We start from the raw sequence: 14,513 nt of genomic DNA on the forward strand, positions 1-14,513 counted from the left end.
TACAGCCATGTAGAAGTCATACTCTGATGTTCGGGAGCGGGCACGCGGTGGAAGGGGACCTCGATGGCACCGGACGACCCGGACGAGGCGGGGCGCGACCACATCGGGGCGGCCGCACCCCGGCGAACCTCGGGCGCGCTGGCCGGCGAGATCATGAACGTCCTGCTCGCCGCGGACACCTCGTTGACCGGCACCGAGGTGCTGCGCCGGCTGGCCGAGCGTGACCCTGCGGCGGCCGCACTGCGCCAGACGACGATCCTGACCATCCTGTCCCGCCTGCAGGCCCATGGCCTGCTCACTCGGACGCGGTTGGGCCGGGCCTACTCCTACCGCCCGGTCGCCGACAAGCCGGGCCTGGCCGCACGGCGGATGCGCCGGGTACTCGACGACGAAGCCGACCGGAACGCAGTACTCGCGCGCTTCGTGAACGACCTGTCCCCCCACGACGAACAGGTCCTGCGACGGCTTCTCACCGGCGAGCTGGACAGCTGACGAGGTTGCAGCCCGGATCAACCGTGGCTCACGAGCTGCTGGACGATGTACGCCAGGCCGAGCGTCGTGATCAGCGTGGTGACGACCCAGCCCGCGACCAGCAAGGGACGCGCCGCCGGACGGTCGTTCATCAGCTTCCGGTCGCCCGCGACCCGGAGCAGCATGATCAACCCGATGGGCGTCGCGACACCTCCGACGATGCCGGCGACGAACAGGAGCCGGATGGGGGCGACTCCGCTGAAGGTGACCACCGTGCCGAGCACGGTGGCTGCGATGAGCGCCCCGTAGAACAGCGGGGCCTCGCTGATCCGCAGGGACAGGCCCCGCCGCCATTTCAGCTGGGCACCGGTGACATAGGCGGTGGTGGCCATGATGACCGGCAGCGCCACGACGGCCGATGCGAGCAGCCCCAGGGCGAACAGCGCGCCGGCGAGGTCTCCGGCCACGGGACGCAGCGCCTGCGCGGCCTGCGCGGCGGTGTCGACCCGAAGGTGGTCCACACCGAGGGTGGAGCCGGTGGCGACGAGGATGAACCACATGATCGCCACCGCGAAGAAACTTCCGACGGCCGAGTCGATCTGCCGGGTCCGGTACAGCCGCCACGGCTGCTGCTCCTCGGCCTGCCCGATGGTCTGCCAGATGTAGACATAGCTGGTCAGCGTGGTGCCGAGCAGCGACAACGCGTCGGCGATGTACTCGCCGTTCAACGGGAAGTGGGGCACGAGACTGCCCCGCACCACCTCTCCCCAGTCCGGCTGCGCCCGGACCGTCGCGACGACGTAGGCGAGCAGGCACAACAACAGGTACTTCAACGCTCGCTGCACCTGGTGGTAACCGGCAGCCAGCAGCAGTGTCAGCAGGACGACCGACAGCGGCAGTACGAACCACCGCCAGTCGGCGTCCACGAGCAGCCCGAGCGCGGCGGCCCCGGCCTCCAGATCCGCCGCGATCGTCACGACGTTGACCACCAGGATCGAGAGCACGAACGGCCACCGCATCAACTGGCTCTGGCTGTCGGCGACGATGGTCGGGAGATCCCGGCCGCCGGCCAAGCCGACCTGCGTGCTCAGCGCCTGGATCACGGCGATGATCGGGAACAGCGACAGGGTGAGCCAACCGAGCCCGAACACCGTGCCGGCCCCGATGACCGCCATGGTCGCCACCGTGGTCGGATCCACGTCCGACGCACCCGCCACCACACCGGGCCCGACCCACTGAAGGCACCGCCGCCACCCCATCGAGCCGCTCCCTCTGCCGATTGCCGCATCCACTCCCGAGCAGGACCGGGCGAGCGCTCGGCGTCCCTCTTCGATGTTGTGCAGGTACCGCGCCGACGCGATCGCGGCAGCGGCGCCCCGGGCCCCGCGCGGTCACGCCACGGCGGCGACGCGCATCGTCGGCACCGCGACCACACCGGGGCGCACGGCGAACAACCCCGCCGTGATCCGGGCGCGGGTGGGACCGGCCGCTCGCCGGATCAACTGCTGGCGTTCGTGGTGCTGCGGGACTCCTCCGCCCCCTCGTCCGACCCGGCCCGGTCCGACGGGGCCTCCTCCGGCCCGCGACCTCTGGCGCGAGCCAGCGCGGTGCCGGCACCCACGGCGATCGCCACCGGCCATTCGATCAGGTCGACCACGGCGAGCAGCCCCAGTCCCGCGTAGTAGGCGAGTTCTGCCGGCGAGAGCGACCGCGCCCTGTCGGCGACCGCGCTCACGGCCTCACTCGCCTCCCGCCGGCCCAGCCGCGGCAGGTGCAGGTCAGGTCTGCGGAACTGGGCCGTGACGAACGGCAGGTGCACCGTGGCCGTCCGGTCGCCGTCCTCTCGCCGGCCGCTCTCCTCGGCCGCGGCGCCCGCGGCCGGTTCCGCGAGCTGCTGCGGCTCGCCCTGGGACTCCTCGACCTGCGGTGTCCTCGCCCTCGCAGGGGCCATGGGGTTCCTCCCAAGGAATCGGCGGTGATGGCACCCCGGTGTCCCGGACGCGGTAGCGGCCCGACTGGAGTTCACCACGACACCCGATGGCGTTCACCTTCTGTTCTAGCATTGTTCATTCGCTGGTGGGATCGACCTGCGCGGTCCGCGGCCAATGGCCGTTTCACGTGGTCGGTCCCCGATGAACTCGAAGTCGACGCGGAATGTAGGTGCCTGCGCGTTGGGCGCGCACCGCGGCACGAACCCGCGTCGGGACGCCCAGCTTGGTGCGGATGTGCTCGAGGTGGGCGGCAACGGTGCGGGGAGTCACGACGAGCTCGGCGGCGATGCGGGCGTTGGACCAGCCTTCGATGAGCAACCCGAGGATCTCCAGCTCACGGCAGGTGAGGCCGTGGAGCTCACCCACCGGCGAGGCGACCACGATCCCGGCGAGATGCGTCGGTATGTCGGACGGAGCGGCCAGCACGGTGATCCGCACATACCGGCCCGCCGGTCCCGGCACCGGTCGTGGGACCAGGAAGGTGACGTATTCGGCGCCCTCGGCCAGATGCTGGGCGGCTACGCCGAGCACCGGTGAGCCCGGTGCGAACAGGTTCGACGGGGCCAGGCCCGGAAGCGGAAGGGCGTTCCCGGCCCGGGTGAGCACGGTGCCGGCGGCGGCGCCGTGGACGATCCGCGCGGCGGCGCTGAGGACCCGGACCGGGTCAACGGCATGGGCGATGCTGCGGGCGAGCGCGCCCAGCAACGCGAGAGAGGTGCCGGGCGCCGGTACCGGCGACTCGGTGAACATGCTCAGGAAGCCGACGTGCCGGCCGTCGTCGGTGAACAGGCCCACGGCCAGGCCTTCCCGGAAGCCCGCCGGGATCAGGCATTCGGCCCAGGACTGAAGCTCGCCGACGGGGAAGGACAGGTCGGCAGCCCGCATCGGTGGCCGGTCGCGGGTGAGCCCGGCGATCTCGATGTCCTCCGCCACGACCGGCCCGACGAGGTAGTCGTGGACCGGGTCGTCACAGCCGTGGCTGCCCAGAGTGACGTGTCCGGGGCGGTCCGGGTTGACCAGGGCGAGCCAGGCCGCGTCGAACCCGAAGAACCGCTGCAGCGGCACCAGCAGGGCTTCCGCGCGCTGGGCTGGTGGGATCGAGGCGGCTGCGAGCTCCGCTACCGCCACCACCAGTTCCTGCTCGATCGGGACCCGCCCCGTCACCGGCCGGCACCTCCCACACCTCCGCCCGCCGGCCACCGCGGCGACGCCCCTCGCGCACGACGGATCCGACAGGCCGGGGTAGGAGGAGACATGCGGTCCGCGAACCCCCGACGTCACCCGCGTGTCGAGCTCAGCGGGCACACCCCAGCCATCAGCGTTGTGACCAGCGGGAGGTGCGTCAAGGGCTGAGGCGGCGAGGGAAGACGCGTGCCGGTGACGAAACGGCCCTGACATCGGCAGATCTGCCGATGGACGCCGTCCGCGGCCGGCGGGACATTCGAAGGTTCCGGGATGCACACCCCCCCCGGGACCGCGCCCGCGGCGATGTCCCACGAGCGACTCCCGCCGTCGCTTCAGCTCACCCAACCTTGCGAGGTGCCGGTCGTGCCGTCACACGACATGCCCACCCAGGGGGGCTCCACCGCGATCCTGCTGCGCACCCTGCAGACACACCACCGGGTCGGATGCGACATCGCCAGGACCGCGGCGGCCCTCGGTGTCCACCCCAGCACCGTCCGATACCGCCTCCACCGGATCCGTGAACTCACCGGGCTCGACGCCGCAGATCCCCGAGCCCTGCACGCCCTCCGCTTCATCACCGGCACCCAGGTGCAGACCGTCCAGTCGCCGGCGTCGCCTCGGTTACCGGTGTTCGACGATCCTGCCTCTTCCTGCGCGGGCACGCTCGCCACCGATCAGCACATCCCGCTGACCGGCCTGTCGGCCCGCACACCCGCAGTCGACGTTCGGGTCGGAGACCACATCTGCGCACTCCACACCAGCATCCGCGAGCGCGATGAGGTGCTCGTGCCCTTCCTGCGCGAAGGCCTGCGCGGCGGGCAGAAGTGTCTCGCCGGACTGACCGACCCCGACCCCACCGCCGTACTGGCTCGGCTCGGCAGCCCGGACAGGGTCGACGACTGGCTCGCCTCGGGGCAGCTGGAGGTGCAGGGCCCGATCGACACGATCTCCTCCCCGGACGCGGTCTCGATCGAAGACATGATCGCGTTCTGGACAAGCCTGACCTCCACCGCCGTCACTGATGGAGGGTTCGAGTCCACGCGGCTGGCCGCCGAGGCCGACTGGTGGCAACCGCAGCTCCCCGGACCCGGCGAACTGATCCGCTACGAGTCCGCCCTGAACAGCTTCGCCGGCCGATGTCCCACCGCGATCCTGTGCCTCTACGACATCAGCACCCACGACGGCGGGCTGATCATCGACTTGGTGCGGACCCACCCGCGGCTGCTGCTCTGCGGCGTTCCTCTCCACAACCCCTACTACCTGCTGCGTCCCCGAGGGGTTCCCGGCCTCGATGGCGGAGTGAAGCAGCCACGGATGGGTCCGCGCCGGGTCTGACTCGGGCAGGCCCCGACGCGATCCATTCCCGAGCAAGCACGGCGGCGGCTTCGCGTTGCGAGCCGACGGAGGGCGAGGGCCGCCGGCGCGGCGGCGGCGCAGCTCGCTGGTCCGGGTGTTCCGGCGGCTGTCACCCGTCGTGGGTGAGGCGTCCCGCATGGGGCGCGGTGAGGCTGAGGCTCCGGTCGCTACCGAGTGGCGTCACCGGACGGCATACGAGGATCGCGGGCCGACGGAGAGGGAACAGACATGGCAATCGGACCTGTCCAGCTGATAGTGCTCGGATTCCGGCATCCGGACTTTCACGGCAGGATCATCGAAGAGTTGGAGCGGTTGCGGGAGAGCGACACCGTGCGGGTGATCGACTCGCTGGCGGTCTACAAGGACGCGGCCGGAAACCTCGAGGCGATGCACCTGAGCAACCTGTCCCAGGACGAGGCGATCGAGCTCGGCAGCAAGATCGGCGCCCTGATCGGTCTCGGCTTCGAAGGCGAGGAGGGAGTCGAGGCCGGCGCGCGGGCCGGCGCCGAGGCGGCGGCCGAAGGGGCCGCCGTCTTCACCGACGAGGATGCATGGGAGGTCCTGGAGGACATCCCGAACGACTCGGCCGCCGCGCTGCTGCTGCTCGAACACCACTGGGCCGTCCCGTTGCGCGACGCGATCGCCGAGGCCGGTGGCTACCGCCTCAGCGACGGCTTCATCAGCCCGCTGGACCTCGTCGAGATCGGCCTGCTCTCCGACACGGAGGCGAAGGACCAGCACGCCCTCGAAACGGCGTCCGCCAGCAAGAAGTGACGCGCGACTCGGAGGACCACGACAACCACCACGACGGCACGGAGGTAGAGATGTTCGGATCACGCAGGGTCGCGCGGCGCACCGCTCGACGCACCGCTCGCCGGGTCGACCGGCGCCGGGGCTGAGCAACTGACGCACCGGGCGGCGGTCCGTCCATCGGCCGGACCGCCGCCCCACAGTGTCAGCCGCTCCGGCGACCCTCCGGAGGGCGTTCGAGACACGTCCCGCTGCGGCCGTGGCCGTGGCCGGTGTGACGTGGCCGACCCATGACGTCGTCGGCGCGATGTACGGGTCGGCCGTCTGCGGCGTCACCGGATCACGCCCGCCGGACGGCCGGCCCGACGATGCGACCGCGTCCGCTCTCCCGGCTGTGCCGGCGCAGGCTGCAACGCCGGATCCCACTCCCCGAAACCGCCGGCTCCGCTCCGCAGGATTGACCGCCGAACTCCCGACCGTCCGACCTGCTACGGACGCTTTCCGCAGAAATCGATTGTGGGGCCGTATTGTGACGACGCCATAATCAGCAGCAGGCACCGATGTGATGGGACCACAAATCACCCACCGCACTCCGCCGTCGAAGATCGACGATCTCCGAATGAACCGCGCCGGCTCGCGCGCTTGCCCCGCCCGTGCACAGCGACGTACGCTGACTTCACTGCTGGTCAGCGAACCTTCCGCCCCGCTGCCCCGACGCGGCGAGGAGCGCCCGAAAATCCGGAGGCTGCATTGCAGAATCCTGCGAACATTCCAGAATCCGACGCGGCAGCTCGGAATATGAGAAAGCTCGCCGATGCGCAGGACGACACCGGGAACGACCTGATCCGAACGCTGTGGATCTACGACCTGTGCGACGGCGATCCAGGACGAACCGCATCCATGCTCAGGATCCACGTCAGCACGGTACGATTTCGCATCTGGCACATCCGGGAGATCACCGGCCTGGAGATCGGCCAGGCCGCGGTGCGGCAGCGATTCCTCCGGTCGACCCGCGCCGGGTTCCGGCCCGACTGCCCACCGGGTGCAGCAGCAGTCGGCTGACCACACGGCCATGCCTCCCGCCACTCGCAGCAGCCTCATGACGCAGCGGGGCCGGCCGACGGATCGACGTGGTAGGGGTGGTCCAGCACCACGCCGGTGACCCAGACCTCGGGAGTTGCAGGGTCCGCAACTCGAGACCGTCCTCGCAGTGGTCGCACCTCCCGCGCCGGTCTGCAGGCTTCTCGCCGAGCGGGTGCCGCAGCGCCGCGTCGGCGCGGCGCCGGTTCCCGATCGCACGGCGCGCCGACCGCTCGGGTTGCTCAGCGCAGCGATGGGCGACCTGGGGTTCGTCATGCCGGCGGCGTAAGGACCATCTAACGCAAAAGTTGCGTCCACACACTCATTGCGGTCAGGATGTCCGCCGTGCACGTGCCGCGCCACCTGGGCGACTTCACCCTGACCCCGCGGGTCCTCGTGACCATCGCGTGGGCCCTTCCGATCGGAGCAGTCGGGGCCATCGCGGCCTGGGCCCTGCTGCGGCTCATCGGTGCGATCACCAACCTGGTCTTCTACCAGCGGTTATCGGTCGAGATGGTGGCTCCCGGCGCAGCGCCGCACCCGGCCTGGCTGATCCTGCTCGCGCCGGTGGCCGGCGGGCTCCTGGTCGGCCTGATGGCCCGCTACGGGTCGGAGAAGATCCGCGGGCACGGCATGCCGGAGGCCATCGAGGCGATCCTCATGCGCCGCAGTCGCGTCGAGCCCCGGGTCGCGGTGCTCAAGCCGCTGTCCGCGGCGGTCAGCATCGGCAGCGGCGGGCCCTTCGGCGCCGAGGGGCCGATCATCATGACCGGCGGCGCGCTCGGCTCCATCCTCGCCCAGCACCTGCACCTCACCGCCGACGAGCGCAAGGCCCTGATGGTCTCCGGCGCCGCGGCGGGCATGGCGGCGACGTTCAACGCGCCGCTGGCGTCGGTGCTGCTCGCCGTCGAACTGCTCCTGTTCGAGTGGCGCCCCCGCAGCTTTCTGCCGGTCACCGCCGCCGTCGCCGTCGCCGTCGCCGTGCGGAGCCCCCTGCTGGGCAGCGCCCCGATCTTCCCGGTCGGCATGCCCGGGATCGCGCTGACGCCGGCCGTCGACCTGCTGTGCGTGGTCGCCGGAATCGCCGGCGGCATGCTCGCCGTCGCGGTGACCGCACTCGTCTACTTCTCCGAGGACTGCTTCGCGCGACTGCCGCTGCACTGGATGTGGTGGCCGGCCATCGGCGGAGCGATCATCGGGGTCGGGGGGGCTGATCGAGCCCCGCGCTCTCGGCGTCGGCTATGACGTCATCGGCGAACTCCTCGACGGCCGCGCCACGATCTCCCTCATCGTCGGCATCCTGACCGTGAAGAGCCTCATCTGGGGCCTCTCCCTGGGGTCCGGCACATCGGGCGGCGTGCTCGCCCCGGTGTTCATGATCGGCGCCGCGCTCGGCGCCCTCGAGGGGCAACTCTTCCCCACCCCCGCGCCCGGGTTCTGGGCGATCATCGGCCTCGCCGCCGTCGTCGGCGGCGTCATGCGCTCCCCGCTGACCGGCGTCGTGTTCTCTCTCGAACTGACCCACGCCTGGCCCGCGCTGCTTCCCCTGCTCATCGCCTCGGCCGCGGCCTACGGGGTCTCGGCGCTGCTGCTGCGCCGCTCGGTGCTCACCGAGAAGATCGCCCGGCGCGGCTACCACCTGTCCCGGGAGTACGACGTCGACCCCCTCGAGGTGCTGCTGGCCGACGAGGTCATGCACCCCGGTCCGGCCGTCCTGAGCTCGTCCGATCCCGTTCCCGTGCCGCCTGACCTGCTCACGGCGACCGTGCCCCGCCGCGGCGAACCGGCCACCGGGACGGCGGGCGTCGGTGACCCGCTGCAGCGCCTGTTCCCCGTGCTCGACGGCGGCACGCTCGTGGGCGCCGCCCCCCGCCGGGCCCTCGAGGCCCCCGGCAGCGCCACCACCGTGGCCGACGTGCTCATCTCCGGGCCGCTGGTGGTCCACGCCGACGACACGCTGCGGGCCGTCGCGTCCCGCTTCGCCGAGAACGCGATCGGCGCCGCCCCGGTCGTCGATCGGGCCGATCCCACCCGGCTGCTCGGGCTGATCACGGTGGAGCAACTGCTCGACGGCCGGCTCCGTGACCTGGCCGAGGAGCATCATCGCGAACGCACCCTGACCGCGCTCCCCTGGCTCGGCCGGCAGCGGACGTCGGCGAGCGCTGCCCGGTGAGCAACGGGAGCCGCGACGACTTTGCCGACGCGTAACGGTCTGCGGGACACTGACGGCATGACGTCCGCGCGCTCCACCGCCGACGGCGGCCGGCCCTCCGCCGAGCAGATCGACGCGGTGATGCTCACCGCGCGAGTGCTGGTCGGCGTCACCGCGCGGTCCTTCGCCGCCATCGAGGACCGGGTGACACTGCCGCAACTGCGCGTCCTCGTGATGATCGCCAGCCGCGGTCCGCTCAACCTGGGCGCGGTCGCGGAGGGTCTCGGGGTGCACCCCTCCAACGTCACCCGGGCCTGCGACCGGTTGGTCGCCGCAGGCCTGCTGCACCGCAGCGACGACCCTGCCGACCGCCGCAACCTCGTCCTCGAGCTCACCGACTCCGGGCGTGCTCTGGTGGACACGGTGAATCAGCACCGCCGGGAGGCGATCGAGGGCGTCCTCGAGCAGATGCCGGCGCACCGGCGGCGGAGCCTGGTCCCGGCTCTGCTGGCCTTCGCCAGGGCGGCGGGCGAGCTGCCGGAATCGAACGCCTGGAGCCTGGGCTGGACGACCGAACAGCCGGTCCGCGGCACCCCGACCGGAGGCACCGCGGCCTAGATCGTCATCCGCCGGCGTCGGCCTCGACCAGGCTCACCAGGAGCTCACCGGTGCTCGACTGCTCGATCGGCAGTACCGGGGCGAGCCCGGACAGACGCAGCACGCGGGCCGTGGACGGGGTGTCGGTCCCGGTCAGGTGCAGCTGGGTGCCGGCGGCCTGGGCCGCGCTCTTCGCCGCCAGCAGGCTGTGCAGGCCACTCGACCCCAGGAACGTGACGTCGCGCATGTCGATGACGGCGTGATCGCGACGCTCCAGGTGCATCTCGACGCGCTCGAGCAGCACGGGCGCGGTGAGCATGTCGAGCTCGCCGGCGGGCGTCAGCACGACCACCGACGGCGTCGGCTCGTCGACCCGGATGGACAGAACCTCGACTGCCGGGTGCTGAGTGGATAGGTCGCTGATGGAGTCTCTCCTCGGCGATCGCTGCCGCGACCCGGTCCGTCGCCATCGACTCGAGACCGGCCGGGCTCGGTTGGCCGCACGCTGGTGTACTCAACGAGGCGACCGCGGATCTCCACCATGCTTCAGAACCGGAGTGGATCGCAACCCCCGGTACTCCATCGGTCACGGTCCGGCAGCTGATCGGTCGAGGGGTGCCGGCTCTCACCGATGCCGAGCAGCGCGACACCCACCGATGCCGAGCAGCGCGACACCCACAACCAGGTGTACTCATCGTGGGTGGGGCAACGCCCGAGCCGAGCCGGTGCAGCGGCCGGTGGCCCCGGCGCCGCCGGGCCGTCGCCACCCACCACCACCGTGGTGATCCGCCCCGAGCCATACGGGGACCGCCCGCCGACGACGGCCTGGACGGACAGGAGTCGAGGCGTCAATCCATGGACAGGGCTTCGAGCAGCAACCCGGTCTCGGGGTCGTCCAGCCGCCGGGCGACGTCGGCCAGCGCGATCACCCCGACCAGCCGGTGGCCGTCGACGACCGGTACCCGGCGGACCTTGTGCTCGGCCATGGTCCGCAGCAGGTCGGCGGCGTCGTCGTCGGCGCCGATGGTCACGACGTCGCCCTGAGCCAGCTCACCGGCGCGCACCGCGCGGGGGTCCTCACCCCGGGCGAGAACCTTCACCACGATGTCCCGATCGGTGAGCATGCCCGTCACCCGATCGTCCTCACCACAGATCGGCAACGCACCGACACCCAGGTCGGCCATCCGGACGGCGGCCTCGTGCACGGGGTCGCCGGTCCGCACACAGGTCACCTCGACGCTCATGATCTCGCGTGCGGTGGTCACGGATTCCTCCTGAAGCCGACTCGCTCGTTCCGTCCCCCTGGGCCTACCCCCGGTCCCACCCGGCGGAAACGACCACGGGGGCGGCTTTCGCGCTGCGCCGGACCACGGTCAGCGCAGCGCCGCGAGCACGTGGTCGTCGCCGGACTGCCACACCGGCCCGACCGCGGCGAACCCGGCTGCAGTGAGCAACGCTGCGTGCGCGGCGACGGTTCGTCGCGCACCACGTGCGCCACCACATCCCCGATCACCGCGAACCGCTCCTCGCGGTCGGCGATGTAGCGGGTCTGCTGGGCGTCCCACCGGTCGATCCACCGGCCGGCCAGGTCGGGGGCGAGCCCGCTCGCCGGGCCGGAGTCGGGACGGGTCATGGAGTGTTCTCCCCTCGGTGATCCGCGACGACGGCACCCGTCGTCGCGGCGGCGGCCAGCAGCGCCCGGGTGGGCCCGGTGCGCGGCTCGGCGAGTAGTTGCCGGGTGGGCCGGTGCTCGGCGCAGCGACCCTCGTCGATCACGCAGACGCTGTCCGCGACGCCGCTGACCAGGGCGAGATCGTGGCTGATGAGCACGACGGCGGCGCCGGCCAGCACGGCGGGCGCGGTGATGGCGGCGAGCAGCTCGGCCTGCCGGTGGGTGTCCAGCGCCGAGGTGATCTCGTCGCACACCAGCACCGCGGGGCGGGCGAGCAGCGCCCGGACCACGGCGGCCCGCTGCAGCTGCCCCCCGGACAAGCCGGCCGGGCGGCGGTCCGCTGCGGCCCCGTCGATCCCCAGCGCAGCGAGCAGCTCGCGGGCCTCCTCCCGGGCGGCGGCAGCCGGCACGCCGCGCAGCAGCTGGGCGGTCCGGGCCAGCTGAGCGGTGACCGACCGGTGGGCCACGAACGACGCCCGGGCGTCCTGATGCACGTACTGCACCGCGTGCAGCCCGGCGCGGCGGCGGCGCCGCGCGTCGGCCGCCAGCACGGTCCCGTCGACCTGCACCTGCCCTGCCGTCGGCACGACCAGCCCCGCCAGGCAGCGCGCCAGCGTGGTCTTGCCCGCCCCCGACCGTCCGACCACGGCGACGACCTCCCCGGCTTCGGCGGCCAGGTCGACGCCGTCGAGCAGGATCGCCCCGGAACGCAGCTGCACCCGCAACCCACTCGCCTGCAGCCGCGGCGGCGCCCCGGCGCGGCCGGCGGACCCGGTACGCAGCCGCGGCTCGGCGGCGACGATCCGCCGGGTGGCCGGGTGCGCCGGGGCGGCGAGGACGCCCGCGGCCGGGCCCTGCTCGACGACCCGGCCGCGGTCGAGCACGACGACGCGGTCGGCCAGCAGCCGCACCGCCGCCAGGTCGTGGGTGAGCAGCACCAGGGTGGTGCCGCCGGCGACCAGCTCACCCAGCTCGGCGAGCGCCCGGGCCCGGGTCACGGTGTCCAGACCGGTGGTGGGTTCGTCGAGCACCAGCACCCCGGGACGGGTGACCAGCGCCTGGGCCAGCGCGACCCGCTGCTGCTGGCCGCCGGAGAGCTGGTGCGGGTAACGCCGCAGCAGCGCACGATCGGCGGGCAGGTGCGCGGCCCGCAGCGCGGCGGCGACCGCCGCCCGGCGCTGCGCCCGGGTGGGGTGCACCAACCGGGCCAGCTCACCGAGCACCCCGCCGATGCGGCGCCCGGGGTGCAGCGCCGACGCGGGCTGCTGCGGGAGGTAGCCGACGCGGCCGGCCCGCCGGGCCCGCAGCTCCCGGTCGGCCGGCCCCACCAACTCCGCGCCGTCGGCCCCGAGCCGGACACTGCCGGTCAGCCGCACCCCGGCGGCGTGCTCGCCGAGCAGGCCCAGTCCGAGCGTCGTCTTGCCGCAGCCCGACTCCCCGACAACCGCGACCACCTCACCCGCCGCCAGCTCCAGATCGGTCGCGGCCAGCAGCGGCGCGGCGCCGGCGTGCGCGGCGAGGCCGGACACCCGCAGGACCGTCACACCCGCACCTCCCGCGCGCATCGGGCGGCGAGGCCACGGTCGATGAGCAGGGTCAGACCGGCGCACAGCGTGACCAGCAGCCCGGCGGGGACGAGCACGGCCAACGGCTGCAGGAACAGCGCCGTGCGGTTCTGCTCCACCAGCACCGCCCAGTCGGCGCTGCCGGGCGGCAGCCCGAGGCCGAGGAAGTTGGCCGAGGCCAGCAGCCCGAGCACGCCCACGGTGCGGGTGCCGGCGTCGACGATCGCGACGGGCAGGACCGCGCGGCCGACGTAGCCGAGGTGGATCCGCCACCAGGGCTCGCCCTGCAGCGTCATCGCCTCCACGGCCGCGCGACAGCCGGGAGCGAGCGCCGCGGCGCGGACGAGCCGCAGGACCGCGGGCAGTTGCAGCAGGGCCACGGCCAGCACGAGCGGGACGAGCCCGCGCCGCCCGGTGGCCGCGAGGACCAGCACGAGCAGCAGCGACGGCACGGCGAGCAGCAGGTCCAGGCTGCGGACGAGGGCCTCGTCCACCCAGCGGCGCCGGCTGCTCACGGCGCACAACGCGAGCGGGACCGCGACCAGGTAGGCCAGGGCCAGCGCTCCGGCGGTCAGCCCGACCACGCTCGCCCCGCCGCGCAGCACCAGCGCCAGCAGGTCCCGGCCCAGTGCGTCGGTGCCCAGCAGGAAACCGCCGCCGGGGGGCTGCAGCGGCGCCGCGACCGACCGGGCCGGCGCGGCGACGACCGGCCCGGCCACCGCGATCAGCAGCGGAACCCCCACCAGCACGCCCCCGGCGATCCGTCCCGCGCTCACCGCAGCAGCTCCCGCTGCGGGACCAGCCGGTGCGCGGCGAGGTCGGCCACCAGGTTGACGGCCACCGTGGTGACGCCGAACAGCACCGCGTAGGCCTGCACCACGGGCAGGTCCCGGGCGGCCACGGCCTCGACGAAACCCGACCCCAGCCCGGGCAGCGCGAACAGGTACTCGATCACGACGACCCCGCCCAGCAGCCCGTCCACGCCGCGGGCCAGTTGCTGGACCGACGGCACCAGCGCGGCGGGCAGCAGGTGCCGGGCGAGGACCTGCCGCTCGGGCAGACCGAGCCGCCGTACCTGCGCGACGAACGGCGCGGCGTTCGTGTCGATCACCCCGACCCGGACCTGCCGGGCGAGTTCGGCGAGCTGCCGGACCACCAGCACGAGCACGGGGATCACCAGCACCGCGGGCTGGGCGAGCAGCGCCGCGCCGCTGCTGCCCGCGCCGGTCGCCGGCAGCCAGCCCAGCTGCAGTGACAACAGCGCGACCAGTAGCAGGCCCAGGGCGAAGTCGGGGACCGCCTGGGCGAGCACCCCGGCCTGGTTGAGCGCGCGGTCGAGCCGCCCACCGGCCCGCAGCCCGGACACCAGACCGACGGCGAGCGCGGCCGGCACGGCGACGGCCAGCGTGGCCGCTGCGAGCACGGCGGTGACGACGAGCCGCGGGCCGAGGGTGTCGGCGACCGGGACGCCGGTGAGCAGCGAGCTGCCCAGGTCACCGGTGAACAGGCCGCCGAGCCACCCGGCGAACCGGGACCCGAGCGGCTCGTCCAGCCCCAGTTCCGCACGGACCCGCGTCACCTGCTCCGGGGTCGCCTGCTCCCCGAGCACCACCACCGCGGTGTCGCCCGGCAGCAGCGCGGTCAGCCCGAACACGATCACGACGACCGCACCGACCTGCAGCACCCCGGCCACT

16 protein-coding genes are annotated in these 14,513 nt (G+C 72.9%); 8 read left to right on the forward strand and 8 right to left on the reverse strand.

Annotation, left to right across the window (positions count from 1 at the left end):
• The first annotated feature begins 63 nt into the window (after positions 1-63).
• Positions 64-492, forward strand: coding sequence for a BlaI/MecI/CopY family transcriptional regulator (locus HF526_RS02325; protein ID WP_239028198.1), 429 nt, complete (start codon positions 64-66; stop codon positions 490-492).
• Between the two features lie 17 nt (positions 493-509).
• On the opposite strand, the gene HF526_RS02330 is transcribed toward HF526_RS02325, so the two are convergent.
• The 3 genes from HF526_RS02330 to HF526_RS36750 form a co-directional block, all read right to left on the reverse strand.
• The gene (locus tag HF526_RS02330) at positions 510-1,730 is read right to left on the reverse strand and encodes an Nramp family divalent metal transporter (protein ID WP_275403856.1); all 1,221 of its coding nucleotides are present in this window, start codon (positions 1,728-1,730) and stop codon (positions 510-512) included.
• Between the two features lie 239 nt (positions 1,731-1,969).
• On the reverse strand, positions 1,970-2,422 hold the full coding sequence (locus tag HF526_RS34435; protein ID WP_211176673.1) for a hypothetical protein: 453 nt from the start codon (positions 2,420-2,422) through the stop codon (positions 1,970-1,972).
• Between the two features lie 163 nt (positions 2,423-2,585).
• On the reverse strand, positions 2,586-3,626 hold the full coding sequence (locus tag HF526_RS36750) for a LuxR C-terminal-related transcriptional regulator (RefSeq protein WP_169379541.1): 1,041 nt from the start codon (positions 3,624-3,626) through the stop codon (positions 2,586-2,588).
• A gap of 291 nt (positions 3,627-3,917) precedes the next feature.
• Here HF526_RS36750 and HF526_RS02345 point away from each other — a divergent pair, with 291 nt between their 5' ends.
• From HF526_RS02345 to HF526_RS02370, 7 genes are all read left to right on the forward strand, one after another.
• Positions 3,918-4,982 carry an MEDS domain-containing protein gene (locus tag HF526_RS02345; protein ID WP_169379542.1) on the forward strand — a complete coding sequence of 355 codons (1,065 nt, stop codon included), beginning with the start codon at positions 3,918-3,920 and terminating at the stop codon, positions 4,980-4,982.
• A 249-nt stretch (positions 4,983-5,231) separates the two neighbouring features.
• Positions 5,232-5,777, forward strand: a complete 546-nt coding sequence (locus tag HF526_RS02350; protein ID WP_169379543.1) for a hypothetical protein — start codon at positions 5,232-5,234, stop codon at positions 5,775-5,777.
• A 774-nt stretch (positions 5,778-6,551) separates the two neighbouring features.
• The gene (locus tag HF526_RS02355; protein ID WP_169379544.1) at positions 6,552-6,815 is read left to right on the forward strand and encodes a helix-turn-helix domain-containing protein; all 264 of its coding nucleotides are present in this window, start codon (positions 6,552-6,554) and stop codon (positions 6,813-6,815) included.
• Positions 6,816-6,963: 148 nt separating this feature from the next.
• A complete protein-coding gene (locus tag HF526_RS02360; RefSeq protein ID WP_169379545.1) occupies positions 6,964-7,122 on the forward strand; it encodes a hypothetical protein in 159 nt (52 codons plus the stop codon).
• Positions 7,123-7,178: 56 nt separating this feature from the next.
• Complete coding sequence (locus tag HF526_RS34990) at positions 7,179-8,078, forward strand: chloride channel protein (RefSeq protein WP_338051240.1); 900 nt, start codon at positions 7,179-7,181, stop codon at positions 8,076-8,078.
• A 4-nt stretch (positions 8,079-8,082) separates the two neighbouring features.
• Positions 8,083-9,006 carry a chloride channel protein gene (locus tag HF526_RS36105; protein ID WP_338051258.1) on the forward strand — a complete coding sequence of 308 codons (924 nt, stop codon included), beginning with the start codon at positions 8,083-8,085 and terminating at the stop codon, positions 9,004-9,006.
• A gap of 57 nt (positions 9,007-9,063) precedes the next feature.
• On the forward strand, positions 9,064-9,603 hold the full coding sequence (locus HF526_RS02370; RefSeq protein WP_169379546.1) for a MarR family winged helix-turn-helix transcriptional regulator: 540 nt from the start codon (positions 9,064-9,066) through the stop codon (positions 9,601-9,603).
• A gap of 4 nt (positions 9,604-9,607) precedes the next feature.
• Here the strand turns inward: HF526_RS02370 and HF526_RS02375 are convergent, their stop codons facing one another.
• From HF526_RS02375 to HF526_RS02395, 5 genes are all read right to left on the reverse strand, one after another.
• A complete protein-coding gene (locus tag HF526_RS02375) occupies positions 9,608-9,934 on the reverse strand; it encodes an anti-sigma factor antagonist (protein ID WP_169379547.1) in 327 nt (108 codons plus the stop codon).
• A gap of 496 nt (positions 9,935-10,430) precedes the next feature.
• Complete coding sequence (locus HF526_RS02380; RefSeq protein WP_169379548.1) at positions 10,431-10,847, reverse strand: CBS domain-containing protein; 417 nt, start codon at positions 10,845-10,847, stop codon at positions 10,431-10,433.
• 364 nt (positions 10,848-11,211) lie between these two features.
• The gene (locus tag HF526_RS02385) at positions 11,212-12,798 is read right to left on the reverse strand and encodes an ABC transporter ATP-binding protein (RefSeq protein WP_338051241.1); all 1,587 of its coding nucleotides are present in this window, start codon (positions 12,796-12,798) and stop codon (positions 11,212-11,214) included.
• Positions 12,795-13,595: an ABC transporter permease subunit gene (locus HF526_RS02390; RefSeq protein WP_338051242.1), complete on the reverse strand. Its 801-nt coding sequence runs from the start codon at positions 13,593-13,595 to the stop codon at positions 12,795-12,797. Before HF526_RS02390 ends, HF526_RS02385 begins: the two co-directional genes overlap by 4 nt.
• The gene (locus tag HF526_RS02395) at positions 13,592-14,512 is read right to left on the reverse strand and encodes an ABC transporter permease (protein WP_420821578.1); all 921 of its coding nucleotides are present in this window, start codon (positions 14,510-14,512) and stop codon (positions 13,592-13,594) included. Before HF526_RS02395 ends, HF526_RS02390 begins: the two co-directional genes overlap by 4 nt.
• Position 14,513 lies beyond the last annotated feature (1 nt).

It is taken from the genome of Pseudonocardia acidicola (assembly GCF_012911935.1).
Taxonomy (GTDB): domain Bacteria; phylum Actinomycetota; class Actinomycetes; order Mycobacteriales; family Pseudonocardiaceae; genus Pseudonocardia; species Pseudonocardia acidicola.